The sequence below is a fragment of the Bradyrhizobium sp. CCBAU 11430 genome, assembly GCF_028128855.1.
Taxonomy (GTDB): Bacteria; Pseudomonadota; Alphaproteobacteria; order Rhizobiales; family Xanthobacteraceae; genus Bradyrhizobium; species Bradyrhizobium ottawaense.
The window spans coordinates 1-26,829 of record NZ_LBJV01000045.1 but is presented as its reverse complement, the minus strand read 5'-3'; the positions used below and the strand labels follow the sequence as shown (position 1 = coordinate 26,829).

General features: G+C 65.4%; 28 protein-coding genes and 1 pseudogene. 18 read left to right on the top strand and 11 right to left on the bottom strand.

Annotation, left to right across the window (positions count from 1 at the left end; translation table 11 throughout):
• Positions 1-5: 5 nt before the first annotated feature.
• Entirely contained in the window at positions 6-866 is an 861-nt protein-coding gene (locus XI04_RS11975) for a TerC family protein (protein WP_028144998.1), read from the bottom strand.
• Positions 867-910: 44 nt separating this feature from the next.
• Positions 911-1,333, bottom strand: coding sequence for a nucleoside-diphosphate kinase (gene ndk, locus XI04_RS11970; protein ID WP_018317541.1), 423 nt, complete (start codon positions 1,331-1,333; stop codon positions 911-913).
• A gap of 314 nt (positions 1,334-1,647) precedes the next feature.
• On the opposite strand from ndk, the gene XI04_RS11965 reads away from it, so the two are divergent.
• The 3 genes from XI04_RS11965 to XI04_RS11955 all read left to right on the top strand — a co-directional run bounded on the left by XI04_RS11965 (position 1,648) and on the right by XI04_RS11955 (position 4,270).
• A complete protein-coding gene (locus XI04_RS11965) occupies positions 1,648-1,905 on the top strand; it encodes a hypothetical protein (RefSeq protein WP_018317542.1) in 258 nt (85 codons plus the stop codon).
• Positions 1,906-2,123: 218 nt separating this feature from the next.
• Positions 2,124-2,297: a hypothetical protein gene (locus XI04_RS11960; protein WP_162832233.1), complete on the top strand. Its 174-nt coding sequence runs from the start codon at positions 2,124-2,126 to the stop codon at positions 2,295-2,297.
• A 110-nt stretch (positions 2,298-2,407) separates the two neighbouring features.
• Entirely contained in the window at positions 2,408-4,270 is a 1,863-nt protein-coding gene (locus tag XI04_RS11955; protein ID WP_271611573.1) for an ABC-F family ATP-binding cassette domain-containing protein, read from the top strand.
• Positions 4,271-4,362: 92 nt separating this feature from the next.
• On the opposite strand, the gene XI04_RS11950 is transcribed toward XI04_RS11955, so the two are convergent.
• Together XI04_RS11950 and XI04_RS11945 are read right to left on the bottom strand one after the other, a co-directional pair.
• Complete coding sequence (locus XI04_RS11950; RefSeq protein WP_271623696.1) at positions 4,363-5,331, bottom strand: tripartite tricarboxylate transporter substrate-binding protein; 969 nt, start codon at positions 5,329-5,331, stop codon at positions 4,363-4,365.
• A 161-nt stretch (positions 5,332-5,492) separates the two neighbouring features.
• Complete coding sequence (locus XI04_RS11945) at positions 5,493-5,963, bottom strand: MarR family winged helix-turn-helix transcriptional regulator (protein ID WP_152103061.1); 471 nt, start codon at positions 5,961-5,963, stop codon at positions 5,493-5,495.
• A 96-nt stretch (positions 5,964-6,059) separates the two neighbouring features.
• Between XI04_RS11945 and XI04_RS11940 the strand changes: the two genes are divergently transcribed.
• Positions 6,060-6,428: an antibiotic biosynthesis monooxygenase family protein gene (locus XI04_RS11940; protein ID WP_026201869.1), complete on the top strand. Its 369-nt coding sequence runs from the start codon at positions 6,060-6,062 to the stop codon at positions 6,426-6,428.
• 26 nt (positions 6,429-6,454) lie between these two features.
• On the top strand, positions 6,455-6,928 hold the full coding sequence (locus XI04_RS11935) for a hypothetical protein (RefSeq protein WP_095424297.1): 474 nt from the start codon (positions 6,455-6,457) through the stop codon (positions 6,926-6,928).
• A gap of 165 nt (positions 6,929-7,093) precedes the next feature.
• On the opposite strand, the gene XI04_RS11930 is transcribed toward XI04_RS11935, so the two are convergent.
• The 3 genes from XI04_RS11930 to XI04_RS11920 form a co-directional block, all read right to left on the bottom strand.
• Complete coding sequence (locus tag XI04_RS11930; protein WP_038946527.1) at positions 7,094-7,579, bottom strand: hypothetical protein; 486 nt, start codon at positions 7,577-7,579, stop codon at positions 7,094-7,096.
• A 166-nt stretch (positions 7,580-7,745) separates the two neighbouring features.
• A complete protein-coding gene (locus XI04_RS11925) occupies positions 7,746-8,198 on the bottom strand; it encodes a DNA polymerase III subunit chi (RefSeq protein WP_018317550.1) in 453 nt (150 codons plus the stop codon).
• A 6-nt stretch (positions 8,199-8,204) separates the two neighbouring features.
• A complete protein-coding gene (locus XI04_RS11920) occupies positions 8,205-9,704 on the bottom strand; it encodes a leucyl aminopeptidase (protein WP_095424298.1) in 1,500 nt (499 codons plus the stop codon).
• Between the two features lie 340 nt (positions 9,705-10,044).
• Here XI04_RS11920 and lptF point away from each other — a divergent pair, with 340 nt between their 5' ends.
• The 9 genes from lptF (at position 10,045) to XI04_RS11875 (ending at position 20,145) form a co-directional block, all read left to right on the top strand.
• The gene (lptF, locus tag XI04_RS11915) at positions 10,045-11,214 is read left to right on the top strand and encodes an LPS export ABC transporter permease LptF (protein WP_028145004.1); all 1,170 of its coding nucleotides are present in this window, start codon (positions 10,045-10,047) and stop codon (positions 11,212-11,214) included.
• A complete protein-coding gene (lptG, locus tag XI04_RS11910) occupies positions 11,211-12,308 on the top strand; it encodes an LPS export ABC transporter permease LptG (RefSeq protein WP_038946522.1) in 1,098 nt (365 codons plus the stop codon). Before lptF ends, lptG begins: the two co-directional genes overlap by 4 nt.
• On the top strand, positions 12,308-14,797 hold the full coding sequence (locus XI04_RS11905; RefSeq protein WP_038946521.1) for an LPS-assembly protein LptD: 2,490 nt from the start codon (positions 12,308-12,310) through the stop codon (positions 14,795-14,797). The genes lptG and XI04_RS11905 overlap by 1 nt, the downstream gene beginning before the upstream one ends.
• 69 nt (positions 14,798-14,866) lie before the next feature.
• Positions 14,867-15,802: a SurA N-terminal domain-containing protein gene (locus tag XI04_RS11900; RefSeq protein ID WP_028145007.1), complete on the top strand. Its 936-nt coding sequence runs from the start codon at positions 14,867-14,869 to the stop codon at positions 15,800-15,802.
• Positions 15,802-16,839 (top strand): 4-hydroxythreonine-4-phosphate dehydrogenase PdxA, encoded by a 1,038-nt coding sequence (gene pdxA, locus XI04_RS11895; protein ID WP_097668187.1) that lies wholly within the window; start codon positions 15,802-15,804, stop codon positions 16,837-16,839. Before XI04_RS11900 ends, pdxA begins: the two co-directional genes overlap by 1 nt.
• A complete protein-coding gene (rsmA, locus tag XI04_RS11890; RefSeq protein ID WP_038972964.1) occupies positions 16,839-17,699 on the top strand; it encodes a 16S rRNA (adenine(1518)-N(6)/adenine(1519)-N(6))-dimethyltransferase RsmA in 861 nt (286 codons plus the stop codon). Before pdxA ends, rsmA begins: the two co-directional genes overlap by 1 nt.
• A gap of 16 nt (positions 17,700-17,715) precedes the next feature.
• A complete protein-coding gene (locus XI04_RS11885; protein ID WP_038972965.1) occupies positions 17,716-18,774 on the top strand; it encodes an alcohol dehydrogenase in 1,059 nt (352 codons plus the stop codon).
• Positions 18,775-18,848: 74 nt separating this feature from the next.
• Entirely contained in the window at positions 18,849-19,085 is a 237-nt protein-coding gene (locus tag XI04_RS11880) for a hypothetical protein (protein ID WP_038972966.1), read from the top strand.
• 340 nt (positions 19,086-19,425) lie between these two features.
• Positions 19,426-20,145 (top strand): Crp/Fnr family transcriptional regulator, encoded by a 720-nt coding sequence (locus XI04_RS11875; RefSeq protein ID WP_097668186.1) that lies wholly within the window; start codon positions 19,426-19,428, stop codon positions 20,143-20,145.
• 113 nt (positions 20,146-20,258) lie between these two features.
• Here the strand turns inward: XI04_RS11875 and XI04_RS11870 are convergent, their stop codons facing one another.
• Positions 20,259-20,996: a Crp/Fnr family transcriptional regulator gene (locus tag XI04_RS11870; protein ID WP_038972967.1), complete on the bottom strand. Its 738-nt coding sequence runs from the start codon at positions 20,994-20,996 to the stop codon at positions 20,259-20,261.
• Between the two features lie 158 nt (positions 20,997-21,154).
• On the opposite strand from XI04_RS11870, the gene XI04_RS11865 reads away from it, so the two are divergent.
• Both XI04_RS11865 and XI04_RS11860 read left to right on the top strand, forming a co-directional pair.
• Positions 21,155-21,388, top strand: a complete 234-nt coding sequence (locus XI04_RS11865; RefSeq protein ID WP_028145014.1) for a hypothetical protein — start codon at positions 21,155-21,157, stop codon at positions 21,386-21,388.
• A gap of 16 nt (positions 21,389-21,404) precedes the next feature.
• Positions 21,405-22,106 carry a Crp/Fnr family transcriptional regulator gene (locus XI04_RS11860; protein ID WP_028145015.1) on the top strand — a complete coding sequence of 234 codons (702 nt, stop codon included), beginning with the start codon at positions 21,405-21,407 and terminating at the stop codon, positions 22,104-22,106.
• A 50-nt stretch (positions 22,107-22,156) separates the two neighbouring features.
• Here XI04_RS11860 and XI04_RS11855 read toward each other — a convergent pair whose 3' ends face one another.
• The 3 genes from XI04_RS11855 to XI04_RS11845 all read right to left on the bottom strand — a co-directional run bounded on the left by XI04_RS11855 (position 22,157) and on the right by XI04_RS11845 (position 25,318).
• Positions 22,157-22,771 carry a cupin gene (locus tag XI04_RS11855; RefSeq protein ID WP_097668185.1) on the bottom strand — a complete coding sequence of 205 codons (615 nt, stop codon included), beginning with the start codon at positions 22,769-22,771 and terminating at the stop codon, positions 22,157-22,159.
• A gap of 177 nt (positions 22,772-22,948) precedes the next feature.
• Complete coding sequence (locus XI04_RS11850) at positions 22,949-24,229, bottom strand: amidohydrolase/deacetylase family metallohydrolase (protein WP_271623695.1); 1,281 nt, start codon at positions 24,227-24,229, stop codon at positions 22,949-22,951.
• A gap of 795 nt (positions 24,230-25,024) precedes the next feature.
• Positions 25,025-25,318, bottom strand: coding sequence for a hypothetical protein (locus XI04_RS11845; RefSeq protein ID WP_271623694.1), 294 nt, complete (start codon positions 25,316-25,318; stop codon positions 25,025-25,027).
• 564 nt (positions 25,319-25,882) lie between these two features.
• Between XI04_RS11845 and XI04_RS11835 the strand changes: the two genes are divergently transcribed.
• Together XI04_RS11835 and XI04_RS11830 are read left to right on the top strand one after the other, a co-directional pair.
• Positions 25,883-26,179 (top strand): hypothetical protein, encoded by a 297-nt coding sequence (locus tag XI04_RS11835; RefSeq protein ID WP_244429075.1) that lies wholly within the window; start codon positions 25,883-25,885, stop codon positions 26,177-26,179.
• Between the two features lie 132 nt (positions 26,180-26,311).
• Positions 26,312-26,829 (top strand): annotated as a pseudogene (locus tag XI04_RS11830) (hypothetical protein); the annotation flags it as partial.

The following is a 26,829-nucleotide window of genomic DNA, read 5'->3' as shown; positions in this document are numbered from 1 at the left end:
CGGGCCTACTCCGCCGACGCCCTGGCGTGCCGCTCGGACGATTCCAGCGCCGCGGCGGTCAGCTTGCGGCGGCGCCAGATGGTGCCGACCACCAGCACGACGACGACGCCGAGCGCTGCGCAGAAATATTCGCCGCCCGCCCCGCCATGGCCGAATTGCGGCGGGATGCGCAAGGCGCCGAGCATCGAGTCGAGCGCGGCACCGAACGGACCGTCGAACAGCGTGTGCAGCTTGGGCGCGACGCCGGGATCGGTCGCCATTACCTCGCCCGCGATCCAGCCGAGCAGCGCAGCACCCGCCCAGACCAGCACCGGCAGCTTCTCGAGCAGCGCCATGATCAGCGCCGCACCGGCGACGATCAGCGGCACGCTGATGGCAAGGCCGAGGATCAGGAGCGGCACGCTGCCATTGGCGGCGGCTGCGACCGCAATGACGTTGTCGAGACTCATGACGATGTCGGCGACCACGACGATCTGCACGGCCTGCCACAGATGCGAGGCAGCGTCGACGTCGTCCTCGTCCTCGTGTTCCGGCACCAGCAGCTTGGCCGCGATCACGATCAGCGCGAGTCCGCCGATCAGCTTGAGGTACGGCAACTCCATCAGGGTTGCGACGATGCCGGTGAAGATGATCCGCAGCAGCACCGCGGCGCCGGCACCGAAGATCATGCCCCACAGGCGGTGTCGCGGCGAGAGGCCGCGGCAGGCGAGCGCGATCACCAGCGCGTTGTCACCGGACAAAAGGATGTTGATCCAGATGATCTTGCCGACCGCAATCCAGAAAGTCGGTTCGGCCATCTCGTTGCGAAACTGGGTGAAGAACGCCCCGATCGTTGCGGGATCGAAGATCTGCCAGAGCCAGCTCACAATACGTCCTTTCGCCCCGTCGATTTAACTTATCAGCCGATGGATCAGCCGACGATCTCGTTGCCCGAGAAGAACTGCGCGATCTCGATCGCGGCGGTCTCCGGCGCATCCGAGCCGTGCGCGGAATTCTCGCCGATCGACTTGGCGTAGAGCTTGCGGATGGTGCCGTCGGCGGCCTTCGACGGATCGGTCGCGCCCATCGCGTCGCGGTACTTGGCGATGGCGTTCTCGGCTTCCAGCACCTGGACGACGACCGGGCCCGAGGTCATGAACTCGACCAGCTCGCCGAAGAACGGCCGCGCCTTGTGGACGGCATAGAAGGTCTCGGCCTGTTCCTTGGTCATGCGGATGCGCTTCTGCGCGACGATGCGCAGGCCCGCCTTTTCGATCACGGCGTTGACGGCGCCGGTCAGGTTACGCGCGGTCGCGTCGGGCTTGATGATCGAGAAAGTGCGTTCGATGGCCATAATCTTGTCCTTGGGAAGAAAAGCGGTGGTTGTCGAGTTGCCGGGCTTATATCGGCGCCTTTGCCATCCGGCAAGCGATCGCCGGTATGACGTCACAGGCGCTTCGCCGCAGGACCGGAGGATGCGGTTTCAACCTGGATTACGACAATTTCACCCAGATGAACCCAATCTGAAGCCCCTGTCAGGATTCGGTTCAGCCTTGCCGGCGTAGGGTTGGCCCCATCGAAACTGAAGCCCGATCACTGGGCGGACCGTTTCGGCGGCCTTTCCATCGGACGCGATAGCCCCGCGCCGGCAGTATTGAGGAGATCACCATGTTGAGGAAACTTTCGCTTGCCGCCGTCGCTGCGGTTGCGCTGGGTGCCGCGCTGGCGCCGACCTCGGCTTCCGCCCACTGGCACGGTGGCGGCCCGGGCTGGCACGGCGGCGGCGGTGGCTGGCACCGCGGCCATGGCTGGGGCGGTCCGCGCTTCTATGCCCCCGTCTCCTACGGTTATGGCGGCTGCTATGTGCGCCGGTTGGTCCCGACCCCCTGGGGACCCCGCTGGCGGATGATCAACCGCTGCTACTGAGCCCGACAGCACCTTAACTTAAAGGCTACCGACCCCCCGGTTGCCTTCCAAGAGAAGCCCCGGCGATCCCCCCGCCGGGGCTTCGCATTTTGGGCGGATATGGCGGGACTCATACAATTTTGACGAGAATGCCGGCATTCCCCCAAAAACGGCGAAACCATTTTGGGGGCCAATGACTTGGTACCGTGTCCTAACTTTGAGCACACGGAACCTGCGCGATGGCTGGCCTTTTTGCCAATGACAGTGAGCAGATCGACCGGCGGACCAGCCGTTCGATTTGCGATGCGGTGGGCGAACGGCTCCAGCAGAGCCTGCGTCCCGAACCCCAGCTCCCGACCCATCTCGAGCAGCTCATGAAAGAGCTGAGGCAGCGCGACCGCGACTCGCATTGAGCCGAGCGTGATCCGGAAAAGTGTGAAGCGGTTTTCCGGAACGATCATGCTTGAACGATAACCCCGGAAAAACGGGTTGCGTTCGGCGCGCCTTGCGGTGACAAGGCCGCATGCTTGGGATCACCGACCTCTCCATCCGCCTCGCCGGACGCCTTCTGATTGACCAGAGTTCCGTGCAGATCACGCCGGGATCGCGCGTCGGCCTGGTCGGACGCAACGGCACCGGCAAGTCGACGCTGTTCAAGGTGATCCGCGGTGAGCTCGCGGCAGAGCACGGCTCGGTGACCCTGCCGCCGCGCTGGAGCGTCGGCAGCCTCGCCCAGGAAGCCCCGAACGGACCCGAAAGCCTGATCTCCGTCGTGCTCAAGGCCGACCTCGAACGCGACGCGCTGCTTCACGAAGCCGAAAGCGCGACCGATCCGCACCGGATCGCCGAGATCCAGACCCGCCTGGTCGACATCGACGCGCATTCGGCGCCGAGCCGTGCCGCCGCGATCCTCTCCGGCCTCGGCTTCTCCGCCGCCGATCAGCTCCGCCCCTGCGCCGAATTCTCCGGCGGCTGGCGCATGCGCGTCGCGCTCGCCGCGACGCTGTTCGCAGCCCCCGACCTGTTGCTGCTCGACGAGCCCACCAACTATCTCGACCTCGAGGGAACGTTGTGGCTGGAGGATCACCTCGCGCACTATCCGCGCACGGTGATCGTGATCAGCCACGACCGCGATCTCCTCGAAAGCTCGGTCGACCAGATCCTGCATCTGGAGCGCGGCAAGCTTACGCTCTACAAGGGCACCTATTCCTCGTTCGAAGAGCAGCGCGCCGCGCGCGAGCTGCTCGATGCCAAGGCCGTCAAGCGCCGGGAAGCCGAGCGCGCCCGCCTGCAGGCCTTCGTCGACCGCTTCAAGGCCAAGGCTTCGAAAGCCCGCCAGGCACAGTCTCGCGTGAAAATGCTGGAGCGGCTGAAGCCGATCACGGCGCTGGTCACCGAGGACGTGCGCGAGATCAGCTTTCCGGCGCCGGAGAAGATCCTGTCGCCGCCGATCATCGCGGTCGACAACGCCTCGGTCGGCTACGATCCGGCTAGCCCCGTGCTCAATCGCGTCACCTTGCGCATCGACAATGACGACCGCATTGCGCTGCTGGGTGCCAACGGCAATGGCAAGTCGACGCTGGTCAAACTGCTCGCCGGAAGGCTCGCGCCGTTCTCCGGCAAGGTGACGCGCGCGGACAAGCTGTCGATCGCCTATTTCGCGCAGCACCAGCTCGACGAGCTGAACGAGGACGCCTCGGCCTATGACCACGTCCGCAAGCTGATGGGCGACGCGCCCGAAGCAAAGGTGCGCGCGCGCGCCGGCGCGATCGGCTTCTCCGGCAAGGCAGCCGACACCAAGGTCGCCAAACTGTCGGGCGGCGAGAAGGCGCGGCTGCTGCTCGGCCTTGCGACCTTCTTCGGCCCCAACATGATCATCCTGGACGAGCCGACCAACCATCTCGACATCGACAGCCGAGCCGCGCTTGCCGAAGCCATCAACGAATTCCCCGGCGCCGTCATCATGGTCTCGCACGATCGCTACCTGATCGAAGCCTGTGCCGACCGGCTCTGGATCGTCGCCGACCGCACCGTCACCAATTACGACGGCGACCTCGACGAATACCGCCGCCTGGTGCTGTCCGCGCGCAACGGCGAGCCGGCACCGCGCGAGCGCAGTGTGCCAAGCGAAAAGCCGCAGCGCGCGCGGCCCGACAATCGCGGCTCGCTGAAGAAGCGCATCACCGAGGCCGAAGCCGAGATCGCCCGCGTCAGCGACATCATCACCAAGATCGACACGGCCCTCGCTTTGCCCGACATTTTTACGCGCGATCCCAAGCAGGCCGCGCAGCTGTCAAAGGCGCGCGCCAATGCCGCCGATGCGCTGGCGCGCGCGGAGGAGCAGTGGCTCGAGGCGAGCACGCAGTTCGACGAAGCGGCGGGTTGACTCCAAATCTGGAAAACAACCCCATGCACAGGAGCGGTAGTTAATCACCCTGCCTTAGTGGCTCACCAAGCTACTCTCATGGGATTGTCCGCTCAGTCCGCGAACTGCCCGGCCGCCTTGATGATCGGGGCCCAGCGGTCGACTTCGCTCGTCAGCATCGCGCCCAGCGCCTCGGGCGTCGCCTTGTCCTGCGGCACGGGCTCGGTGTTGATGTCGTTGAACCGGGCGATCAGCGCCGGATCCTTGAGCGCCGTCTGCAGCGCGGCCGTCAGCTTCTGCACGACCGCGGGCGGAGTGCCCTTGGGAGCATAGAGGCCATGCCAGACGCCGAGCTCGAATCCCTTGAGGACCGCCTCATCGGCCGTCGGCAGATCGGGCAGACTCTTCAGCCGCTCCTTTGTTGTGATCGCATAGGCCTTGACCTGCTTGGCCGTGATCGGCCCGGTGGTGTTGGTCGCCTGGTCGCAGGTGAGATCGATCTGCTTGCCGAGCAGATCGTTCATGATCGGACCGTTGCCCTTGTAAGGCACCGTGGTGAGCTGCTTCTGGATCGCCGTCATGAACAGCATGCCGCAGAGATGCGATGCCGCACCTAACCCGGCATTGGCGTAAGTCAGCTTGTCGCCCTGCTGCTGGGCGTAGGCGACCAATTCCTTGAGCGTGTTGGCCGGAAAATCCGGACGCGCAATGATGGTCATCGGTGCATTGGTCACGAGGCCGATCGGCGCAAACGCCGTCTTCGTGTCATAGCTGAGATTGCGATACAGCGTCGCGGCGGTCGAGATGCCGACGTGATGGATCAGCAGCGTGTAGCCGTCGGGCTGGGCGCGCGCGGCGCGGGTCGTGCCGATGGTGCCGCCGGCGCCGGTCGCGTTCTCGACGACGATTTGCTGTCCCAGCGACTTCCCCATACCTGCGGCCGTCAGGCGCGCGATGGTGTCGGTCGGCCCGCCCGCCGCGAATGGAACCAGCATGGTGATGGGCCTCGTCGGATAGTCCTGGGCAACGGCCGCGCCGAGCGGCAGAAGCAGAGCCGATACGAGGGCAATCGAGAACCGCATAGTCTCCTCCAGATTTTTATTGCTCCATATGAGCGCATTCCTGGCCGCAAGACCATCAGGAAAGCGACTCATCAGAAGCGTGCAGCAATTGTTCGGCCGCAGCGGCGTTCCGGGAACATGTCGCGAAGAGCTGCCCGTCAATTCCGCCTGCTCGCCGTGCGCTAGGTCTGGCTCTCTGTCTCGCTCTCGAGCTTCGTTCGCAGGTCCGCGACGATGCGATGAACGGTTTGCAGGTCCTTGACCGGAAGCCCCTCCGAAAGGCCGTTGACCCACGGCGCCTGCAAAGCCATGGCGGCATCGAAGGCATGCCGCCCCTTGTCGGTCAGGACGACAAGCTGCGCTCGGCGGTGATGCGGATTGGCCTCGAAAGCAACGAGGCCTTCCGCGTGCAGATCATTGACGATCCGCTGCACGTTCTGGCGATTGGCACCCAGATCGCGGGCAAGCCAAGCCACCGGCTGGGGGCGCTCCGCATGCACGATGGCGCCGAGAATCTGCCAGCGAGCGCTCGTGAGCCCGAGCTGGGCCACCAAGCGGTCCCCTGCGGTCAGGAGCAGGCTGTTCAGCCGGAACAGGTCAAGCACGAGGTTCGACAGAGCATCACCGGCCGGCGTTCGCAAGGATTTCGGCATCCGTCACCATAAACCGTTATTGACATCATGATGTCAAATAATTACTACGTATAGTACCACATTGACACCATATTGCCATATCGAACGGAGCCTGCCATGGCCCACCTACGCCCTCTGGACCCTAACTTTCCCATTGAACGTCAGCTTGGCATCGACACCAGCCCCGCAGTGCTGGTGAATGTGTTCACGCTCGACAAGACCGACGAGCAGAGCTTCCTCCAGGTTTGGCAGGACGATGCAGCCTTCATGAAGCGGCAGCCGGGCTTCATTGCCACCCAGCTTCACCGCGCAATCGGCGATAGCCCGACATATCTGAACTATGCCGTCTGGGAATCGACTGCCCACTTCCGGGCCGCGTTCACACATCCTGAGTTCAGATCGAAGATCGCAGCCTATCCCTCCTCCGCCGTCGCCTCTCCGCACCTGTTCGAGAAGGTCGCCGTGCCCGGCATCTGCGTCGCGTAGCTCGCCTTAAAGAACAGCAGGACCCGATGACCAAGATCATTCATCCCGTCGCGGGCGTGGTCGCGCTGACGACCATTGCGACCTTCTGGCTTTCCACGGCTCTCTCCGAGCTATTCGCGTCACACGCGAGCGTAACCCTGGTGAAGACAGCCATCCCCTGGGGCTTCCTGTTGCTGGTTCCGGCGCTGGCGGTGACGGGAGGTTCGGGTTTCTTTCTGGCAAAGGGACGGCGCGCTGGCCTGATCGGCGCGAAGATCAAGCGCATGCCGTTCATCGCGGGCAACGGCATCCTCGTTCTCATTCCCGCCGCCTTGTTTCTTGCCTCCAAGGCAAACGCCGCGGAGTTCGACACCACGTTCTACACAGTGCAGACTCTCGAATTGTTTGCCGGCGCGACGAACATCGGTCTTCTCGGCCTCAATATGCGTGACGGCTTCAAGATGAAGGGCCGCTTGCGCGCTCCCCAACCCGATCGCTTCGACACCAAGCCGATGCTCTGAGGTTCGCGCGCGAAGCGGACTTCCGATCGGGGCCGCCCACGCTCGCCCGTGTCCTTCAGAAGCACGGCATCGATGGCGTCATTTGAGCGGACGGCGATCTATGGAGCAGTACAATAACTTCTCCGATGCGCGCAGCCGATCCGTTGTGGTGCCGGCGATCCGCGCTTACGCGTGCTTCTTCGGCTTTGGCTTGGTCGCCCTCGGCACCGGTTGCGGATCGGGGTTGCCCTCGATTGACGACAGACGTCCAGCCGTGAACGTGTAGATGCCGGCGCGCGGTCCCGTGGCCCAGGTGACGACGGCAACGCGGCGGCCGACGGCATCATTGGAGAGATTGACGTTCGATGGCGCGCCGATGCCGCGCACCACGTCGCATTCGGTGTGGCCGAGCGCGACCGTGCCGCCCGTCGGCGCCGGTGCCGTCGTCGATGCATTGGCATCGGCCGGCCCGGGAGGCGGCGCCATGCCGGGACAGCCGCCGTCGGCGCTGACGAGATCCTCAGCTCCGACCGCCTTGTCGGGGGTCAGCGGCGGGGATTCGATCGAGATGTTCTTGATGAAGAGACGGCTGGGCGTGTTGAACCATTGTGCGTCCTTGGACAGCAGATCGGTCCCCGAGCAGCCCGCGACCAGCGGTGCTACGGCAGCCAACGCAACTATGAGCGACTTGGGAAGCTTTTGATGTCGCACGATAAACCAAATTCCCCGCGTGAAGGACCAGCCCTAAGCGATTGTCCCAACATCACTTTGCGGCACGAAGGTGACAAAAGCCAGCATCGCCCGAAAAGTGCAAATTATCATTAATTGCGAAGGACCCCTAATTCCGACGCTGCCATCGGCCCCGCTCGTCGGCCTGCCAATAGGTGACATCAAATCCCCGCTCCTTGCAATCCGTCCAGGCGCTGCGGGCGAGCGCGAGTGCGTCCGGATCGTCGCCGTTGAACAGCAGCACCATTCGCGCATAGCCCTGCGCGTCCTGCGGCAGGGCGGCATTGTCGACCAGGAAGCGGACATGGGCGCCGTTGGGATTGCCCTCCTCGATCGCCAGCACGATCGGCTGATCGGCGGCATCGTTCACGCGCCATGTCGCGTGCGGCAGGAAGGAATCGTCGCGATAGGTCCATAGATGCGCGTCGAGCGCATCGGCGCGCTCTTCCGAGGTCGACTGCACCACGACGCGCCAGCCGCGCTCGAGCGATTTCTCGAGAAGCGGCGGCAACACGTTCTCCACCGTCATGTTTTGCAGATGATAGAACAGGACTTCGGTCATCTCAGGTCATTTGCGCTCGTAATGGTCGGCGACCAGGCGATCGAGCAGGCGGACGCCATAGCCGCTTGCCCAGCTCTGGTTGATGTCGGTCTTCGGCGCGCCCATGGCGGTGCCGGCGATGTCGAGATGGGCCCAGGGCGTGCCGTCGACGAAACGCTGCAGGAACTGCGCCGCGGTGATCGAGCCGCCATGGCGGCCGCCGGTGTTCTTCATGTCAGCGAACTGGGAATCGATCAGCTTGTCGTATTCGGGACCGAGCGGCATGCGCCAGACCTTGTCCCCGCTCTCGATGCCGGCCGCCAGCAGGCGTTCGGCGAGTTCGTCATTGTTGGAGAACATGCCGGCGTGCTCGGTGCCGAGCGCGACCACGACCGCACCGGTCAGCGTCGCCAGATCCACCATGAATTTCGGCTTCACCTTCTTGGCGACGTACCAGAGCACGTCGGCCAGCACGAGCCGGCCCTCCGCGTCGGTGTTGATGATCTCGATGGTCTGGCCCGACATCGAGGTCACGATGTCGCCCGGCCGCTGCGCGTTGCCGTCGGGCATGTTCTCGACGAGGCCGATGGCGCCGACCACGTTGACCTTGGCCTTGCGCGCGGCAAGCGCGTGCATCAGGCCGACGACGCAGGCCGCGCCCCCCATGTCGCCCTTCATATCCTCCATGCTGCCGGCCGGCTTGATCGAGATGCCGCCGGTGTCGAAGCAGACGCCCTTGCCGACGAAGCTCACCGGCGCCTCGCCCTTCTTGCCGCCGTCCCAGCGCATGATCACGGTGCGGCTCGGCCGCGCCGAGCCCTGGCCGACGCCGAGCAGCGCGCCCATGCCGAGCTTCTGCATCGCCTTGACGTCGAGCACCTCGACCTTGACGCCGAGCTTGCGGAGCTGACTGGCGCGGCGCGCGAATTCCTCGGGGAAGAGCACGTTCGGCGGTTCGTTGACGAGATCGCGCGCGATGATCACGCCGTCGACGACGTGGCCGGCCGAGGCAAACGCCTTCTTCGCGGCAGCGGCATCGCCGACAGCAAGCGTGATGTCGGCGCGCGAACCGCCCTCCTCGCCGTCCTTCTTCTTGGTCTTGTAGCGGTCGAACTTGTAGGCGCGCAGGCGCAGGCCCGAGGCGATCGCAACCGCCTGCTCGCTCGTCATGGCACCACTTGGCAGTTCCGCCATGATGGTCATGGCGGCCGCCCCGGCGGCAAGCTTGCCCGCCGCCACACCGCCGAATTTGAGGAAATCGTTCGCCTTCAGGCCGGCCGCCTTGCCGGCGCCGATCACGAGCAGACGGGTGGCCTTCACTCCTTCCGGCGCCAGGATGTCGAGCGCAGCTCCGGTCTTGCCCTTGAAGGCGGCGGCGATGGCCGCACGCTTCACGAGTTCGATAGCGCCGCCCAGGGCTTTGGCCGTCGCCGGACCGACCTTCAGACTGTCGTCGCAAAACACGACCAGGATGCCACGGGCGGCGGCAGACAACGGGACAAAGCCGACCTTGATGGCATCGGACATGGGTAACTCCTTCAAAAATCTTGGTCTTTTTGCTGGTCACGGTTCCTGGCCAGGGCCGGACCTGAACGGCGATTCACTAAGCCTCCCGCACTATGGGCCAGCGCCCCGGCAGATGCCAAGCACCCCCCGTGGCCTCAAGGCCACAACGAGGGAAATATTAACCATATTATGAGGGTGCCACGGGGCAGCCATTTTGTTGACGGATCAAAGGGATGGTAGTGAGAGAGTGAGCTGGCGGAAGAGGCGCTCGCCAACCTTGGGGATCCCCCGATCGGGGATTGGTTGGACAGCGGAGTTTCGGGCCGACATTGGGGACTTGGTGGGATTCGTGCGGTAGCGCATGGGGTCGATCGATAGGTATATCTTCCGCACGACGCTGGCGTCGTTTGCGCTGATCCTGGTCAGCCTCACCGGCGTGATCTGGATTACGCAGGCGTTGCGCGGCATCGACCTGATGACGAGCCAGGGACAGACCATCCTCACCTTCCTGGGCATCACCAGCCTCGTCGTGCCGGCCCTGGTCCTGATCATCTCGCCGATCGCGCTGATGATCGCGATCTCGCACACGCTGAACAAGCTCGCGACCGATTCCGAGATCATCGTGATGAATGCCGCCGGCCTGTCGCCGTTCCGGCTGTTCTATCCGTTCTTCTACGCCACCTGCGTGGTGGCGCTGCTGGTTGCCTTCATCGCGGCCTATCTCGCCCCCGACGGCATGCGGCGGATCAAGCAGTGGGATGCCGAGATCACCGCGGACGTGCTCACCAACATCCTGCAGCCCGGCCGCTTCGCCCAGCTCGACAAGAACCTCACGATCCGGATTCGCGAACGCCAGCCCGGCGGCATCCTTGCCGGCATCTTCATCGACGACCGCCGCGATCCCAACGAGCGCGTCTCGATCGTCGCCGAGCACGGCGAGGTCGTGAAGAACGAGACCGGCTCGTTCCTGGTGTTGGAGACCGGCAATCTCCAGCGCTTCGAGGCGGGCAAGCGCGATCCCGCGCTGGTGGCGTTCGGCCGCTACGGCTTCGACATGTCGAAGTTCTCCAACCAGGGCCGCGACGTCACCCTCGGCATCCGCGAGCGCTATCTCTGGGAGCTGCTCGCGCCGTCCGACAACGACCCCGTCTACAAGCAGATTCCCGGCCAGTTCCGCTCGGCCCTGCATGACAGCCTGCTCGCGCCGATCTATCCCTTCGCCTTCGCCGTGCTGACCTTCGCCTTCCTCGGTGCGCCCCGCACCACCCGCCAGAGCCGTAATTTCTCGATCGGCACTTCGGTCGTTGCGGTGTTCGGCCTGCGCATGGCCGGCTTTGCCTGCTCGGTCATGGCGGTGAAGTCGCCGAGCCCGGTGCTGGTGCAATATGCGATGGTCATGGGCGCCATCGGCGTCGGGCTGTGGATGATCATCCGCGGCGTCGTGGTCGAGCCGCCCCCTGGCCTCATGGAGGCCATCAACAGGTCGAACGCGCGCATCGCGCAGCTGTTCGGACGGCCAGCCACCGCATGAGCATGCTCACCAACACACTCGGACGCTATTTCGCCGGCCGCTTCGTGGTCGCGGCGCTCGGCGTGTTCGCGGGCATTTTCCTGCTGCTGGTGCTGGTCGACTACATCGAGATGGTGCGCAAGACCTCGGGGCTGGCGTCCGCCTCGGCGCTCATGGTGGCCGAGACCTCGCTGTTCAGGGTGCCGCAACTGCTGGAGAAGCTGACGCCGTTCTGCATGCTGATCGGCGCCATGACCTGTTATCTCGCCCTCTCCCGCCGGCTCGAGCTCGTGGTTGCGCGCGCCGCCGGCATCTCCGCATGGCAGTTCATTTCACCGGCGCTCGGCAGCGCGCTCCTGATCGGGGTGATCGCAACCGTCGCCTACAATCCGATGTCGGCGAATCTGCGTGAGCTCTCCAAGCGCATGGAAGCCGAGTTGTTCGGCTCGGCGCCCGGCGGCGGCATCCAGGACGCTTCCGGCTTCTGGCTCAATCAGGTGACCAGCGACGGCCAGACCATCATCAACGCCGCGCGGAGCGAGCAGCAGGGCGTCCGACTCACCGGCCTGACGCTGTTCCGCTTTGACACAGACAGTCACTTCAAGGAGCGGATCGAGGCGCGCGAGGCGACACTGGAGTCCGGCCACTGGCTGTTCAAATCCGTTCGCCGCTTCTCGCTGGACTCCCCGCCGATCGATCAGGCCACCCTGGAGATTCCAACGACGCTCACCGAGGCGCAGGTCCGCAACAGCTTTTCCACCCCCGAGACTGTGTCCTTTTGGCAACTACCGAGCTACATCCGCTCATCCGAGAGCTCAGGCTTCGCGACAGCCGGATACCGACTCCAGTATCAGAAGCTTCTGGCACAGCCGTTTTTGCTTGCGGCCATGGTGATGCTCGCGGCCTCCGTGTCGTTACGCTTCTTCCGGATGGGCGGCGTGCAGAAGATGGTTTTGAGTGGCGTGGGCGCAGGCTTTCTGCTCTACGTTCTGTCGAAAGTGACTGAAGACTTGAGCAAGGCTGAGTTGATGCATCCGATCGCTGCGGCGTGGTTGCCCGTGGTGGTGGGCGGCCTCACCGGCTTTTTGGCCTTGTTGTACCAGGAGGACGGTTAGTGACTGCCGTCCATCGAGGACCCGTGTCTCGTTTGACGCGCCGCATCGTGATGCGCGCGAACGGGTCCGGCTTGTCTCTTCGCAGGCTCATGATGGCTGTCGCTGCCGTGGCATCGCTCGGCGCGCTGATCGACGTTGCTGCCGTGGCCCCCGCCTCGGCCCAGAGCTTCACCTATAATCCGCTGCCGCCGCGTCCGAAGCCGCCGAAGGCCGCCAACGACAACCAGATGCTGGTTCAGGCGACCGAGGTCGACTACGACTACAACAATTCACGCGTCTCCGCGGTCGGTAACGTCCAGCTGTTCTACAACGGCACCAGCGTCGAGGCCGACAAGGTCATCTACGACCAGAAGACCAAGCGGCTGCATGCCGAAGGCAACATCCGCATGACGGATGCCGACGGCAAGATCACCTATGCCGAGATCATGGATCTCTCCGACGATTACCGCGACGGTTTCGTCGATTCGCTGCGTGTGGACACGGCCGACCAGACCCGCATGGCCGCGAGCCGCGCCGACCGCTCCAGCGGCAACTACACAGTGTTCGAGAACGGCGTCTACACGGCCTGCGCGCCGTGTAAGGACGATCCGAAGAAGCCGCCGCTGTGGCAGGTCAAGGGTGCCCGCATCATCCATGACCAGCAGGAGAAGATGCTGTATTTCGAGACGGCGCAGATCGAATTCTTCGGTGTGCCGCTCGCTTACATGCCCTATTTCTCGACGCCCGACCCGACCGTGAAGCGCAAGAGCGGCTTCCTGATGCCGGGCTATGTTTCCGGCACGACGAACACGGGCTATGGCGTCGAGGTTCCCTATTATTGGGCGATCGCGCCCGACATGGACGCGACCATCAACCCCCGCTTCTTGTCGCGGCAAGGCGTGCTGCTGCAGGGAGAATTCCGGCAGCGCCTGATCGACGGCGCCTACCAGATCCGCGCCTATGGCATCGACCAGCTCGATCCCGGCGCGTTCTCCGGGCAGCCGGGCGACAAGCAGTTCCGCGGCGCCGTCGACACCAAGGGTCAGTTCGCGCTGAACGACAAATGGGTCTGGGGTTGGGACGGCGTCCTGATGTCCGACTACTATTTCTTCTCGGACTACCGGCTCTACCAGTACCGCGATCCGCTCGGCTCGTTCCTGCTGCTGCCGACAGAGGCGCTGTCGCAGCTCTATCTGACCGGCGTCGGCAACCGCAGCTTCTTCGACGCGCGCACGATGTACTGGCTGAGCTATTCGGGTAACCAGAGCCAGGTGCCGATCGTCTATCCGGTGATCGACTACTCCAACGTGCTCAACTATCCGGTGTTCGGCGGCGAGTTCAGCTACAAGACCAATTTCGTGAACATGTCGCGTGACCAGGCGGTGTTCGATCCGATCACCACGATCGCGAACACCAACAGCCTGTGCACGACGGCGTCGGCCGATCCGCTCGCCCGCACGCCGTCGCAGTGCCTGCTGCGCGGCTTCCCCGGCACCTACACCCGCCTCACGGCCGAGGCGCAGTGGCGCAAATCCTTCACCGATCCGCTCGGCCAGATCTGGACGCCGTTCGCCAGCCTGCGCGCCGACGCGATCAACTCCTCGGTTTCCAACCAGCCGGGCGTGTCGAACTATCTCCCCGTCGGCGACACCCAGGCGTTCCGCCTGATGCCGACCGTGGGCCTGGAATACCGCTACCCTTTCATCAACATTCAGCCCTGGGGCTCGACCACCGTCGAGCCGATCGCGCAGATCATCATCCGGCCGAACGAGACCTATGCCGGCAAGCTCCCGAACGAGGACGCCCAGAGCATGGTGTTCGACGCCTCGAACCTGTTCAGCGTCGACAAGTTCTCCGGCTACGACCGCGTCGAGGGTGGCGGCCGCGCCAATGTCGGCGTGCAGTCCACCACGCAGTTCGACAAGGGCGGCGCCGTCAAGGCCCTGTTCGGCCAGTCCTACCAGCTGTTCGGCATGAACTCCTTCGCGGTCCAGGACCCCATCAATACCGGCCTCAATTCCGGCCTGGACAAGCCGCGTTCCGATTACGTCGCGAGCGCCAGCTACTCGCCCAACAGCACCTACACGTTCAGCGTTCGCTCCCGCATGGACGAGCAGACCTGGAACGTGCAGCGCTTCGAGGCGGAAGGCCGCGCCAACTTCAATCGCTGGGCGGTCAGCGTGCTGTACGGCAATTACGCGGCGCAGCCGGAGCTCGGCTATCTGACCCGCCGCGAGGGCATCCTGACCTCGGGCTCCATAAAGCTCGCGACCAACTGGGTGGTGTCGGGCTCGGCGCGGTGGGACCTCGAGGCCAACAAGATCAACCAGTATGTGCTCGGTGCCGGCTATGTCGACGATTGCTTCGTGCTGGCGGCGAACTACGTAACTTCGTATAGCTACTCGGCGGGCACCGCGCCGCCCGTCCTGAGCCATGCGTTCATGTTCCAGATCGGCCTGCGCACGCTGGCGACCTCGTCGACGACCAGCAGTTCCGCCGGCCTCCAGTGAACGGTTTGAAGTGCCGGCCGCGCTTGCCCCCATCACAGGCTCGACGCGGCTGACATGCGAGCGACAATCATGACGACCCCATTGCCCGTCTTCCGCCTTCTCCTCGCCATCGCTGCCGGACTGGTCCTGACCGGACTGCCCTCGCCGTCGCGCGCGCAGAACATCGTCGTCATGGTCAACGGCGACCCGATCACCGATTTCGACATCGAGCAGCGCTCCAAGCTCGACCAGCTGACGACGCAGAAGACCCCGAGCCGGCAGGAGGTCATCAACGAGCTGATCGACGACAAGGTGAAGATGAAGGAGGGCAAGAAGTTCGGGGTCGATCCCGGCGTCTCCGACATCAACCAGTCCTACGAAGGCATGGCGCAGCGCATGCGCATCACGCCGGACCAGCTCACCAAGTCGCTCGAATCCAAAGGCGTGCGCCCCGAGACGCTGAAGGGCCGCATGAAGGCCGAGATGGTCTGGACCAGCCTCGTGCGCGGCCGCTTCAAGGAGAAGCTGCTCGTCGGCGAGCGCGACGTCGCGCAGGCCGTGCAGGCCCAGACCGGCGACAAGCTCCAGATCGAGGGCACCGAATACAAGATGCAGCCGATCGTGCTGATCGTGCCGCGCGGCTCGTCCGCCGCATTCCTGGAAACACGGAAGAAGGAAGCCGAGAGCTATCGCGCGCGCGTCGGAAGCTGCGAGGAAGCCAACTCGCTGTTCCGCTCGACGCCGAACGCCACCATCCGCGACAGTGTCACCAAGACCACCGCGGAGCTGCCCGAGGCGCTGCGCAAGGTGCTCGACGACACCCCGATCGGCCATTTGACGGCGCCCGAGATGACCAAGAACGGCATCGAGATGGTGGTGCTGTGCTCGCGCAAGCCGACCATGATCGACACGCCGAAGAAGCGCGAGGTCCGCGAGAAGATGTATCAGGAGAAGTACGAGAAGACCCAGAAGGCCTATCTCGACGAGCTCCGCAAGGCGGCGATGATCGAATATCGCAACCGCTGATGGCCAATCGCGCAGCCAAACCGCATACCCTTCCCCTTGCCCTGACCCTGGGAGAGCCCGCCGGCATCGGCCCCGACATCACGATCGCAGCCTGGCTCCGGCGCCGTGAACTGAACCTGCCCGCCTTCTATCTGCTCGGCGACGAGGCGCTGATCGCCCGGCGCGCCAAGGCGCTCGCCGCCGCGCTCGGTGCCGATGTCAGGACCGCGGCGGTGAGCCCGGACGAGGCCGCTTCCGCCTTCATTGACGCCCTCCCGGTGGTCGCTACCGGCGAGCGCGCGACCGCCGAGCCCGGCACGCCCGACGCATCGAGCGCGCCGGCCGCGCTCGCCTCGATCCGGCAGGCGGTCACCGATGTCCGCGAGGGCCGCGCCGGCGCCGTCGTCACCAACCCGATCGCCAAGAGCGTGCTCTACCGCTCAGGCTTCCGTCATCCCGGCCACACCGAATTCCTCGCCGAGCTCGCCGCGGAAGGCGGCCGCGTGCCGCAGCCGGTGATGATGCTGTGGTCGCCGCGGCTCGCGGTGGTACCCGTGACCATCCACGTCTCGATCCGCGATGCGCTGGCAGAGCTCACCAGCGAGCTGATCGTCTCGACTGCTCGCATCGTCGCAGCCGAGCTGAAATCGCGCTTTGGCATCGCGCAGCCGCGCATCGCGGTCTCCGGCCTCAACCCGCATGCCGGCGAGGACGGCTCGCTCGGTCACGAGGAGCAGACGATCATCGCCCCCGCACTCAAGACGTTGCGTGGCGACGGCATCGAGGCCAGGGGCCCGCTGCCCGCCGACACCATGTTCCACGAGGCCGCGCGCAGCACCTATGACTGCGCCATCTGCATGTATCACGACCAGGCGCTGATCCCGATCAAGACCGTCGCCTTCGACGACGCCGTCAACGTCACGCTCGGCCTGCCCTTCATCCGCACCTCGCCTGATCACGGCACCGCCTTCGACATCGCCGGCACCGGCAAGGCCAATCCGGCCAGCCTGATCGCGGCGCTTCAGCTGGCCAGCCGCATGGCGGCTTCGCAAAGCTGATGAGCGCGATCGACGACCTCCCGCCGCTCCGCGAGGTCATTCGCCAGCACGCGCTGTCGGCGCGCAAATCGCTCGGCCAGAATTTCCTGCTCGACCTCAATCTCACCGCCCGCATCGCGCGCGCGGCAGTGCCACTCGAAGATTCCACCATCGTCGAGATTGGCCCGGGCCCGGGCGGGCTGACACGCGCGCTGCTCGCGCTCGGCGCGAGGCGCGTCATCGCCATCGAGCATGACGAGCGGGCGATCCCGGCGTTGCAGGATATTTCCGCGCGCTACCCTGACAGGCTCGAGATCGTGCATGGCGATGCCATGACCTTCGATCCCCGCCCGCTGCTCAATGGCGACCGCGCGAAGATCGTCGCCAACCTGCCCTACAACATCGCGACCCAGCTCTTGATCGGCTGGCTCACCACCGAGCCCTGGCCGCCCTGGTACGACATGATGGTGTTGATGTTCCAGCGCGAGGTCGGCGAGCGCATCGTCGCGCGCGAGGACGAGGAGGCCTATGGCCGGCTCGGCGTGCTCGCCAATTGGCGTTGCGAGACCAAGATCCTGTTCGACATTGCGCCGTCCGCCTTCGTGCCGCCGCCCAAGGTCACCTCCTCCGTCGTGCGCCTCACGCCGCGCGCAGAGCCGCTTGCCTGCGATCGCAAGCTGCTCGAGCAGGTCGCCGCGGCCGCCTTCGGTCAGCGCCGGAAAATGTTGCGGCAGAGTCTGAAGTCGCTGGGCGTCGACCCCGCGCGGCTCGCTGCGGCCGCCGGCGTCGATGCGACGCGGCGCGCCGAGACCATTCCGATCTCGGGCTTTGTTGCCATGGCGTGTGAATTGGCCAATATACGAACCGAAACAGAGCGATAATTTCGGAGGAAGAAATATGGCGTTGATGCGTCGGCAGTCCCTGGTCAAGTTTGATGCGCCGCTGTGCGAGACCATCGTCGACACGCCGAAGCCGAAAGGCGCCGAGGTGCTGGTGCGCATCGAGCGCTGCGGCCTCTGCCATTCCGACCTGCACATCCAGGACGGCTATGCCGATCTCGGCGGCGGCAAGAAGCTCGACACCACGCGCGGCATGACGCTGCCCTTCACGCTCGGCCACGAGATTGCCGGCGTCGTCGACGAAGTCGGCCCCGACGTCGCCACCGGCCTCGTCGGCGCGAAGAAGGCCGTCTTCCCCTGGATCGGCTGCGGCCAGTGCCGCGACTGCGCCAATGGCGACGAGAATCTCTGCGTGAAGCAGCGCTTCCTCGGCGTCTCCATCGACGGCGGCTTCGCCACCCACGTGCTGGTGCCCGACGCGAAATATCTGCTCGACTACGATCCCCTGCCCGTCAACCAGGCCGCGACCTTGATGTGCTCCGGCGTCACCGCCTATGGCGCGCTCAAGCGCCTGGTCGACCGTCCGCGCCAGCGCAATCTGCTGCTGATCGGTCTCGGCGGCGTCGGCATGATGGGCCTGTCGTTCGCGCAGGCGATGTTCAAGCAGCCGATCACGGTCGCCGACCTGTCGCCGGCCGCGCGCGACACCGCGCTGAAGAACGGCGCAGCCAACGCCTACGATCCGTCCGAGCCCGACGTGATCAAGCGCATCCTGAAGGAGACCGAAGGCGGCTTCGACGAGATCGTCGATTTCGCCGGCAACGAGAAGTCGATGGCCTTTGCGGTCGCGGTCGCCGCGCGCGGCGGCAAGATCGTGGTCTCCGGCCTGATGGGCGGCCAGTTCACATTGCCGATGGTGCAATGGGTCTACAAACGCATGACCATCGAGGGTTTCATGGTCGGAACGCTCAAGGAGGCCCAGGAGCTGATGGCGCTGGCGCGCGCCGGCAAGATCAAGCCGACGCCGATGCGCGAGGAGCCGATGGGCGACGTCCAGAAATGGATCGACGAGCTTCGTGCCGGCAAGGTCGTCGGCCGCATCGTGCTGAAGAACTAAGCCGCACGCAGCGGGCCCGACGCAAGTTGGGCCCGCGTGACGGAACGCCTGCTGCCCCGCCGCGTTGGCAGCCCATGTCCATTCGCTGCACCGTCGAAAGCGCATTCTTCATCGCCTGGAGCTGCCTGGAGCAGAGCGGCGAGCTCGGTCCGCCGGACGAGAGCGCCAACGTCATTCTCGACGCCATCGAAGGTCAGCTCAAAACCGGCGAACGCCGGCAGCTGATGCTCGCCAACAAGGCGATCGACGCCTATCGCGCGCACGCGGCGCTGCACCGATCCTCGTGGAATCGCGAAGCACGCTTCGGGTGATGATCGTCGCCGCCCCTCGGGCCGCCGGCCCAGCGGCGTTTTGGCGGATTGAGGCCGGCGGTCCTCGGGCAAAGCGCACGGAATACGGCACTCGGCGCCACATGCTACGCCAATCCGCAAGCCCGCTATGTTCACTCCTGAACAGACCTCGCCAGATCAGCGCTGCGCTAATAACGCGCATGCAGACTCGCCCCTCCCAACTTCCGGGAGTCCGGTAAGCCCGCGCGCTAGCATCTCAACTATGCGCGGCCGCTTGTGTGCACTTTGGAACCGTCGGTTCCGCTGCGGAAACGTAGGGTTCTGGCTGGCGCCGATTCCCGGCCAGCCCAGAGAAGAAACTGTGACCGGTCGGCCCCCGAACGATCTGCTCCGGCAGCTCACCCACCAGGATTTCGAACTGCTCGCGCCTCACCTCCAGCCGGTCGAACTCGCGGCGAGCCACGTCCTGCATCACGCCGGCGACGACGTGGCGGCGGTACACTTTCCCTGCGGTTCCGCACTGGTATCGTTCGCCGTGCCGGTCGAGGACGATCGCGAGGTCGAAAGCCTGCTGGTGGGCCGTGAGGGTGCGGTGGGCCTTGCCGCAGGCCGCAACCCTTCGCTCGCATATTCGCGCATCGTCGTGAAGCTGGGCGGCACCCTCGTCCGGCTGCCACTGCGCGCACTCGAGCAGGCACAGCAGCGGTCGGCCACGCTTCAGGAGGTCTTTTCGCGCTACGCCGACTGCCAATTCGCGCAGCTGCTGCAGACGGCGGCCTGCAACGCCGCTCATTCGATCGAGCAGCGCGCCGCCAAATGGATCATCTCCGCGAAAGAGAGTATCGGCGGGGCCGAGATCCCCCTCACCCACGAGCAACTCGCCGGCATGCTCGGCGTCTCCCGCAGCTATGCCAGCCGCGTCATCCAGATGTTCAAGGCAAGGCGCATCCTCGCGACCCGCCGCGGCGCCATCCTGATCCTCGACGGGACAGCGCTCGAAGCCAGAGCCTGCTGCTGCAACGATTGGGTAAGGAAGCATTTTGATGAGGTGCTGGGCGGAGCGACACCTGCCGATGGCTAAAGCGAGATGCGATCAGGATGCATCGTCATCGCGCTTCAGGTTGTCGTTCAAGCATGATCTTTTCGGAAAACCGCTGCGCACTTGTCCGGATCATGCTTTAGCACCGTTGCGGCTCACGTCTCCGGTGGCGACTGACGCTTCAGATGCAGATAGGCCGGGCTGAAATCGCCGAGCCGCTGCAGCTCGCGCCATTTCAGGACGATGAGCTCCCCGTCGCGCAGATCCATCGCGCCGCCCCGTCTGAGGTCAGCGAGCGTCCGGTTCACCGTCGCGATCGCCATGCCCAGCGTCTCGCCGAGCTGCACCAGGCTGATCGGCAGGCGGAAGCGATTGCCGCGGATGAGCTGCGCGGCGCGGGCGCGGTAGAACAGCTCGCAGAACAGGTGCGCCATGCGCGCCTGCATCGGCCGGGCGCTGTTGTTGGTGATGGCCTCGCGGAAGATCGAGGCATCGAGCAGCGTCTCGCGCCAGACCGAGAGCGCGAAAGTGGGCCGGCGCCGGAAGGCCGTGAACAATTCGCGATGCGGGATGAAGGCAACCGAGGCGTGCCCGAGCGCGGAGAGCCCATGGTCCATTTGGTCGATGAACAGACCCTGGGAATCCGGCAGGTCACCGGAGATATGGAACGCGAGATATTGCCGCCCCCCGCTGCCGAGCAGATGGTAACGCGCCACCATGCCGGAGACGACCAGCGCCGAATGTTCGGGCTCGTCACCCTGGCGGATGAAATCCTCGTTGGGCGCGACATCACGCTGCGTAAAGGTGAGCGCGCGGATCTCGTCGAGATCCTCCCCGGTGAGCGAGGTGTGCTCGCTCAGGTTCCGGATCAGCACGTCGTGGGCTTTTTCCATGAGACCACCAAAAATCGCGCCGGATCTATCAAATGATACTTCTGGCCTCGGTTCAGCGGACTAGAACGCGAGACGGACGCACAGGTTGCTAATCCGTTTGCGATCGTACGGGTCGCACCCACACCACACCTCGATCACCAACCGAGCCGGCCCTTCTCATGAGCCCTACGACGATCCTGGAGCGCATCCGCGGCCTGTTCGCATCCGAGACCAGCGAACACCTCGACTGCATCAGCGATGCCTTCGAGAAAGGAACGCTGCGCGAGCCGGCGCATCCGATGTCGGATCAGGAACTCGCCCACGCCATCCGCGAGTTCCGCAGCACCGAGGTCTCCGACTGGACCATCGCAAAGCTCTCGCGGCGCTTCATCGACGTGCCGCGAGACTGCTGAAGCACGCGCGAGGCTCATGCCGCATCCGAAGTTCATCGCGCGTCTCCAGGCCATCGAAGGCCTGTCCGAGGACGAACGCCGGCAGATCGCGGGCCTGCCGTCCACGCTACGCCAGGTCGCGGACGGCGAGATCGTGCTGCGTCAGGGCGAGGCCGCCGCGCGCTGCGTCTTCGTCGTCAGCGGCTTCCTCTACCAGGCCCGCATCGTCGGCGATCGCAGCCAGATCCTCGCGTTCCACGTTCCCGGCGACATGCCCTGCCTGCACACGCTGCTGGTCTCGCCGACGGATGCGGACCTCGTCGGCCTCGGCCCGACCGTCGTCGGCTACGTCGGGCACAGCCAGCTCCGCCAGCTGCTCGACGGCTCGATCCATCTGACCCGCGCGTTCTGGCGCGAGACGCTGATCGATGCGGCGATCTCGCGGCAATGGATCGCCCGGCTCGGCGCGCAGGCGGCCTTGCCGAAGGTCGCGCATCTGATCTGCGAGCTCGCGGCGCGGCTGGAGATCGTCGGCCTTCTCAAGGACGCCTGCTTCCAGATGCCGATGACGCAGCGGCACGTCGCCGATGCCTGCGGCCTGTCGATCGTGCACGTCAATCGCACCATCCAGGAACTGCGTCATCGCGGATTGATCGCATGGGAGGGCAACGAGATCGAGCTGCTGCAGCCCGACGAGTTGCGCAGGTTTGCCGATTTCACGCCCGACTATCTGACCTGAGCGCGGTGGGTGAGCGCGAAGAATGGGTGAGCGGAGCGCTACCCCTCGCGTCACGAACGCGACCGCGCGGTCCGCCATGATGTGAGCAGCGGACCGCCGCGGCCGAGGACAGGATCCGACTTCGGCTTGCGGACCTTGGCAATGCGCTTCACGGCATCGGGACGCTCTCGCATGTCGGTGCACTCGTCGTACGTCCCGCCCTGCGGATACGCTCCGACGACCCCGAAGTCCCGGCTGGATTCGATCAACCGGTGTCCGGTGCCGGCGGGCAACACCAGAACGTCGCCGGCTTTCACGCGGAGGATGCGCCCCTTGATCCCGCCGCACTCGACCCTGGCGGTGCCGCGCGCCACGCCCATCACTTCGTGGATCTGCGAATGATAATGGACGAAGTCATACACGGTGTCCCGCCACGACCGGCCCCAGCCGTTTGTATCGAACAGCGTGTCGATGATGACCTCGGGGGGAAAGCGCCTGGACTTCAGATTCACCGCGCCGCGATAGAGCAACACCGGAAAACTCGGATTGTTCGGCACGATGCCATCGTCGCGAAAACGGATGGCTGCCGGCTTCCGGGCCCGCACCAGCGCCCGCAGCGTTGCCGCATCGGGATGCTCCTCCACAAGCTTCTTGGCGAGATTCTTGATCTGGTCCTTGATCGGCATGGCCTGTCCTCAGCCACGATTCAACGACGGCGGGGGTGAGAAGTTTCCAGGCGAACGGGCTCGATCAGGAGCAGGGCTCACCCCACCCTGCGGGCTGCAGCCTCGATGCAGCCTGGATAACTCGCGCGTCGCACTGGTTCATGCGGGTCCCCACAACAGCTGAGACCGGCCGGCTCTCTATCGCACCGCGAACGGCGCCTGATAAGGCCGGCCGAACGGCACGCCGTTGATGACAGTCTGGACCGGCTTGAGCTGGGCCTTGCCGTCTCTCTTGTTGTTGCGGGTGTCGAGGAAGCTAACCGGCCCCTCCACCAGCTCCATGATGGCGACGTCGCCGGGCGCTCCGACTTGCAGGGTGCCGATCTTCGGCGCGCGATTGATGATCTTCGCCGGAGCCGTGGTGGCCATCGCGACCACCTGCTCCAGCGTGAAGCCCAGCGTCATGAACTTGCTCATCACGTTGGGCAGGAACGGGATGCCCGGCGAGTTGCCGGAGAAGACATGGATATCGGAGGAGATCGTGTCCGGAGTGCACCCACCGGGGATCGCCACTTCCGCCACGGTGAAATCGAAGCTGCCGCCGCCGTGACCGACGTCGAACATGACGCCACGCTGCTTGGCCGCCAGGGCCGCGGGCAGCAGCTTGCCCTCTTGCACGATATTGGTGAAGACGTTGGACATGTTCGGTGCGCCCGAATAGGCATGGGTCAGCACGTCGCCCGGGCGGAGCAGGTCGAGGATCTGCGACATCAGCTCCTTGGACTCGACGCCGCCGATATGCACCATCATCTTCGCCGGCCAGCCGCACATCTCGCAAGCCTGGATGCCGCGCTTCAGCGGCTCGAGCCCATGCTTGTAGATCACGTTCTCCGACATCCGCACTTTGACCCCGAGCAGGAAATCAGCGTTCTCGGCGAGCGCCATCGCGCAGGCTTCGGTCTGGGCGACGTCGATATTGTACAGCTCCGCGACCGGGAACGCCGACAGGCCGTTATTGGCGATATGGACGAAGGCATACATCCGCGCCCGCGTCTGGGCCACGATGAACCGGCGCAGCGCCGCCAGATTGTTGACCCCGGCGTCGCCCGCGGACACGACGGTTGTCGTGGCCTGGAATTGCACCAGCTCGTCGGCGGGAATACCGATTGCCGAGCCGTAGGGGTAGACGTGACTATGCAGATCGATGAGACCGGGCATCACGCGCTTGCCTGACGCGTCGATGCTCTTCAGCGCGCGCTCGGCCGGGATCGCCTCCTGTACCGTTTCGATCACGCCCCAGCGGATGCCGATATCGCGTCTGGCGCGCAGCGACTGGCTGGGGTCGAGCACCTCGCCGCCCCGGATCACCAGATCGTACTTGTCGTTCGGCCCCATCGCGGCGCCGGCGGGCGCGGCGAGACCGACAACTGCGGCTGACGTCGACAATGCCAGGAAATCGCGGCGTGACAACACGGACATGACGGCCCCCCATGCGCTTTTATTGGCGGCTACGGCCCCGCCTTGACGAGCAGATGCGCTTCTGCCGCCAACGTACGAGACCGGAATGAATGGAATTGGAATTGAAGCATCTTCGCGCGGATGATCCAATCCTATGACTGCACACGAGCCCTGAGGAGCCGCGAAATTTTCCGGAATCGCGTGAACCTTCCTGGGAAGAGCGCCGACTAAGCGAGCACATCCGCCGGGCCGCTTGGGTCATTCGTGGCGATGGGCCGTTTGCGCCATGCAGAACGGCAAGCAGAACTGACGGCGGCTCCCGAGAGGCGTCGGGCAAAACACCCGGTCAAGCCCTTGGCGTAAAAATATTCCACTTTTCCGAATTTCGGATTTATGGCATATCCTCGCCCATCCCGGCCCCTGCCAAAGGGGCGCTTCGCGATCGTCACGAGATGCGGGCCGGGTGGCGGTGGACGCGGTAGCGCCGGCGCGGCTCAGCATGATGACAGGGCGGGCAACCGTGAGTCCTCAGGCGACGCGATACGACACGGCGCGGTCACAGCGGTTTCGTCGATGCCTGGGGGCGAGCACACGCAAGCCTTCCGGGTATTTCGGCGGGATCGTCCGCGGACGGAGAAGTCGTGTGGTCCTGACGCCCGGGGTCTGTGCGTCAAGGCTTGCGGTGATGCGGCGGCCCGACCGGGCACGCGCATCGATCATCCGCAAGGCGACGGGGGCAATAGTGCATCGCTCCCCGGGGAGAGCACGAAGGACACCGTTAAAACCAGCCGCGCAGGGAAGGCCGGGCGACCGGCATCACCTGTGGTCCACCCCGTGTGCATCTTCCCCCCCCCCCCCCCCCCCCCCCCCCCCCCCCCCCCCCCCCCCCCCCCCCCCCCCCCCCCCCCCCCCCCCCCCCCCCCCCCCCCCCCCCCCCCCCCCCCCCCCCCCCCCCCCCCCCCCCCCCCCCCCCCCCCCCCCCCCCCCCCCCCCCCCCCCCCCCCCCCCCCCCCCCCCCCCCCCCCCCCCCCCCCCCCCCCCCCCCCCGAGCGCGAACGACAGCAAGCCTCGGGCGAAACGCGCCGCGAGAGCGCGAAGGCGTGTCTGCACCACATACTCGGTGTCATCGCAGACAGCGTCACTTGGAGCGGGCTGCAACCTCATACTCCGTTATTGCGAGCGCCTCAGCCTCCTCGGCTCTCGTGCCCCGGACGCAGCGCAGCGCCCCTTAGCGGTGCGCTGCAGAGCCGGGGCCCATGTCGCAGCGGCGCGCGGGCAGCGCTGGGTCCCGGCTCTGCGCAGCAGCGTAAGAACGCTGCAGCGCGTCCGGGACACGTGTGTGGGTACCACCGTCTCTCGCACCACTTTTCGCGCGCGCCGGGCTGGTAGAGTGGCGCCATTATTTTGGGGAATTTTGATGCGCGCGAGGATTTTCAATCGCGTTTTGGGGCTGGCGACACTGGCCTTGCTTGTCGGCACTGCGGACGAGCTCAATTTCGACCCTGATACCCCCGACGGACTCACTCGCGCGATCACAAAGCTCCAGCAGCGGATTTCGATGGCGCCGAATGGAGAGCCGACCGAGGGCCTGTTGCTGCGCATGCGCAAGATGGAGGATCTCAAGCCCTGGGGCTCGATCGTCTACGGCCCGGACAACAGCAAATGGGGCATCTCGTGGAACCACGCCTCGCGGCGCGCGGCGGTGGCGGAGGTGGCGGGTTTGACGGCGCCTGGGTGGTCACCAGTGTCGGCTGCGGCGGCACCACGTCCGGTGCGGTCGTCGTCTCCTCGGGCAAGGTCATCGGCCAGGGTGTCACTGGCACCGTCAGCCCGAGCGGCTCGGTCAGCACGGTCGGTCAAGGCGACGGCGTGACCTTCACAGGCTCCGGCCGTCTCGGCGCTCGCAGCGGTTCCGGAACCTGGCGGCGCTCCGATGGCTGCGGCGGAACCTGGAGCTCGGCGAAGCAGTAACGCGCAAGGAAATGCCTGATCTCGCGGCGGAACGAACGCGCCGCAAGCCCAATTCAAGCCACATCCTCTCCGGATTTGCGGCTCATTGCCACCCAAGTCTTTGATGACAAAGGGCTGGTTAAGAGTTGCGTCATGCGTAACCGGGAGACCAGGATGGGCAACCGCACCGCAAAATTCGTATCCGCGCTAGTCGGCAGCATCATTGCCGGCGCGCCAATGGCCGCCGTGTCGCAGAACGCGCCGGCGCCATCGAGCACAGCCAACGCGGCCGCCGACTGCCTCGCCTCGCCGAAGGGCGCCGCGCCGCAGGGGCAACACTGGTACTATCGTCTCGACCGCACGACCAAGCGGCAATGCTGGTATCTGCGCGCCGCAGGCGGCAAATCCTCCCAGACCGCGCAGGCGACGACCGACACGCCCGAGGCGGATTCGGCCGTGCCGCAAGCGATGCAGAACGCGCGCGCCGAATACACCGCTCCGCAGACGAGTGCCGCACCAGGCACGCCGAACATGAGCGCGCCCGCGCCCGCTGCAACCAATGCGCCGCCGGTCGCCCAGCAGCCGCCAAGCGGCGCGCCTGCGACCAACGCGCAGCAGCCGGCTGTGACCGCGCGCTGGCCCGAGGCCTCTCCGGCCTCCGCCGCGCCCAC

Coding starts and splice junctions, on each gene's coding strand:
- ndk (WP_018317541.1), bottom strand. CDS start 1,333: ATGGCCATCGAACGCACTTTCTCGATCATCAAGCCCGACGCGACCGCG.
- XI04_RS11965 (WP_018317542.1), top strand. CDS start 1,648: ATGTTGAGGAAACTTTCGCTTGCCGCCGTCGCTGCGGTTGCGCTGGGT.
- XI04_RS11960 (WP_162832233.1), top strand. CDS start 2,124: ATGGCTGGCCTTTTTGCCAATGACAGTGAGCAGATCGACCGGCGGACC.
- XI04_RS11955 (WP_271611573.1), top strand. CDS start 2,408: ATGCTTGGGATCACCGACCTCTCCATCCGCCTCGCCGGACGCCTTCTG.
- XI04_RS11950 (WP_271623696.1), bottom strand. CDS start 5,331: ATGCGGTTCTCGATTGCCCTCGTATCGGCTCTGCTTCTGCCGCTCGGC.
- XI04_RS11945 (WP_152103061.1), bottom strand. CDS start 5,963: ATGCCGAAATCCTTGCGAACGCCGGCCGGTGATGCTCTGTCGAACCTC.
- XI04_RS11940 (WP_026201869.1), top strand. CDS start 6,060: ATGGCCCACCTACGCCCTCTGGACCCTAACTTTCCCATTGAACGTCAG.
- XI04_RS11935 (WP_095424297.1), top strand. CDS start 6,455: ATGACCAAGATCATTCATCCCGTCGCGGGCGTGGTCGCGCTGACGACC.
- XI04_RS11925 (WP_018317550.1), bottom strand. CDS start 8,198: ATGACCGAAGTCCTGTTCTATCATCTGCAAAACATGACGGTGGAGAAC.
- XI04_RS11920 (WP_095424298.1), bottom strand. CDS start 9,704: ATGTCCGATGCCATCAAGGTCGGCTTTGTCCCGTTGTCTGCCGCCGCC.
- lptF (WP_028145004.1), top strand. CDS start 10,045: ATGGGGTCGATCGATAGGTATATCTTCCGCACGACGCTGGCGTCGTTT.
- lptG (WP_038946522.1), top strand. CDS start 11,211: ATGAGCATGCTCACCAACACACTCGGACGCTATTTCGCCGGCCGCTTC.
- XI04_RS11900 (WP_028145007.1), top strand. CDS start 14,867: ATGACGACCCCATTGCCCGTCTTCCGCCTTCTCCTCGCCATCGCTGCC.
- pdxA (WP_097668187.1), top strand. CDS start 15,802: ATGGCCAATCGCGCAGCCAAACCGCATACCCTTCCCCTTGCCCTGACC.
- rsmA (WP_038972964.1), top strand. CDS start 16,839: ATGAGCGCGATCGACGACCTCCCGCCGCTCCGCGAGGTCATTCGCCAG.
- XI04_RS11885 (WP_038972965.1), top strand. CDS start 17,716: ATGGCGTTGATGCGTCGGCAGTCCCTGGTCAAGTTTGATGCGCCGCTG.
- XI04_RS11880 (WP_038972966.1), top strand. CDS start 18,849: ATGTCCATTCGCTGCACCGTCGAAAGCGCATTCTTCATCGCCTGGAGC.
- XI04_RS11870 (WP_038972967.1), bottom strand. CDS start 20,996: ATGGAAAAAGCCCACGACGTGCTGATCCGGAACCTGAGCGAGCACACC.
- XI04_RS11865 (WP_028145014.1), top strand. CDS start 21,155: ATGAGCCCTACGACGATCCTGGAGCGCATCCGCGGCCTGTTCGCATCC.
- XI04_RS11860 (WP_028145015.1), top strand. CDS start 21,405: ATGCCGCATCCGAAGTTCATCGCGCGTCTCCAGGCCATCGAAGGCCTG.
- XI04_RS11855 (WP_097668185.1), bottom strand. CDS start 22,771: ATGCCGATCAAGGACCAGATCAAGAATCTCGCCAAGAAGCTTGTGGAG.
- XI04_RS11850 (WP_271623695.1), bottom strand. CDS start 24,229: ATGTCCGTGTTGTCACGCCGCGATTTCCTGGCATTGTCGACGTCAGCC.